Here is a 1920-nt window from a genome sequence, read left to right as displayed (position 1 = left end):
TATTCCTTATAAAACACTTCCAAAACTACTAAATTGAAAAATCAATAACTTATAATAATTTTTGCAATTTTTAGAAGTTTTTACATAAAAATTACTGTTTTATATATATAAATCATATATTTATTATGAGATGTACTTTTACTAAAAACAGATTATTTTTAGTGGCATCCTGTAAGGTGCGTATGGTGTGTCTTAAAAAAATCGGTTGAAAACCGATTTTAGAGCGTCAACAAAATTAAGGCTTTCAAGTGATCAAAAATAAACCTTCGTTCAATAAGAAAAAGTGGCTGAGAAATCATCTAGACGATGTTTTACGCCTAAAAAAAGATGGTTTGACCTATCAATCCATCATCCAAGTGCTCAAAAAAGACTTAAATATGCCCTTTGACTTGGAAGAATCACTGTTAAGTCGTTATCTCAAAGAGTTTGCAGAAGATGAATCAACCACTTTAAAGACCAAAACAGCCTTAACAAACAAAGTTGAACGGCAGATAGACCGGCTTACTCGTCAAAATAATGAAATACAAAACCTGAAACGTCGTTTAGACCGTATGGCCGAACGTGAAATGCAGATGCAGATTCAAAATACGGAATTAAAAGAACGTAATCAGGTTTTAGAAAACAAGTTCTTAGATGGCGATGCACGTATAGAAGACCTTTTACGCTACAAAGGATTGCACAATTCAAAGTGGAAGATTGCAGAACTAGAGCAGAAAAACGATGAGCTATTCCAAACAGTTTTGATGCTTGAAAGACATACTGAACGATTAGCAAAGCCTCATGAACAGGCTGATGAAAAAATTAGACAGCTTGAGAATGAACTTTCACAGATCAAAGGGAAATATGAACAACTAGAGCAAAATCAGCGACTATCCAATCAAGAACTTAAACAACTTGAACTGACGATTAACACCTTAAAAAACGAAAAACAGGCTCTAGAAAAACAACTTGCCGAAAAAGAAACGCCCATTATTCACCAAGACCAAGAAAAAATTGATCAACTCACACAGGAACGGCAGAAATTCCTCCAAGAAAGAAATCAACTACACATGCTATCTAAGCGTCTAAAAAGCGATTTAAGCAATTCTGAACATCAACTGAGGGAAGTATCGAACCTACTGCATGAAAGCCAAAATAACGCCAAAAAGAAGGATTTATGGCGTGTTTTGGCTCTGAGTTTTGGTTGCTTGGCTGTTATCTTCTTATTGATGTGTATTTTCCTCTAAGACCGTATTTTGTTTGGGCCATTATTTCAGTCCAAGAGGGCTGAAATTGGCTCAAATAAAATGCGGTCATTATGTTTTTTGGCTAAACAAAGCCGTGGAACATTGTTTATTTATTAATCGTGGAACATGAAAAATTGCCAAAACAGCCTAAGAGTGACTGCTTAGGCTGTTTCTACATGAATAAGACATTGTTTAAAAAGGGATTTTAAGAGGCGTTTCGTATAACGTGTATTATGTTAATTTTAGAAATAATTAATTATTTCACATATTGCCAAAGATCAGGACCAACATAGCTCTCATCTATACGATAACCTTCTGCAATTGCTTCTTTTTCATCATACTCTCTAGATCTTTGAGTTCTTCGTTCTTCCTTTTCAAACGCTTGTTTTAACTCCAATGGAGTCATTGTATAAGCATTAATATTGTTTTCTGAATCACTTAAGGCATCTCGTTGATCATAACGAATGGTGTTAAAAGTATAACGAACCATATATTGCTCTTTCTCATCTTCAGTTTTTTTAGTTTGACTGATGTATATATTCAATAAAAGACCATTAGCGTATAAGCGATAACCCAAAGACCCACTACCACTCGCATTCATGATGTTTTGCCATTCCTCATAACTAAAAATATAGCTTGGATCAATCGAATAGCCCCACTTCATGACATATCGCATATTATCTTCTTTCGCTAT

The 1920-nt window shown here is 34.4% G+C and carries 1 protein-coding gene and 1 pseudogene; one reads left to right on the top strand and one right to left on the bottom strand.

Going from position 1 to position 1920, the window contains the following annotated elements; all coding sequences use genetic code 11:
• The first annotated feature begins 248 nt into the window (after positions 1-248).
• Positions 249-1226: a hypothetical protein gene (locus FTV41_RS14530; RefSeq protein ID WP_179995736.1), complete on the top strand. Its 978-nt coding sequence runs from the start codon at positions 249-251 to the stop codon at positions 1224-1226.
• Between the two features lie 256 nt (positions 1227-1482).
• Here FTV41_RS14530 and FTV41_RS14525 read toward each other — a convergent pair.
• Positions 1483-1920: pseudogene (locus FTV41_RS14525) on the bottom strand (hypothetical protein); the annotation flags it as partial.

It is taken from the genome of Acinetobacter sp. YH16051, assembly GCF_013417135.1.
Classification (GTDB): domain Bacteria; phylum Pseudomonadota; class Gammaproteobacteria; order Pseudomonadales; family Moraxellaceae; genus Acinetobacter; species Acinetobacter towneri.
Note: the sequence above shows the minus strand (reverse complement) of the source record. Positions and strands in the feature narration are given on the sequence as shown.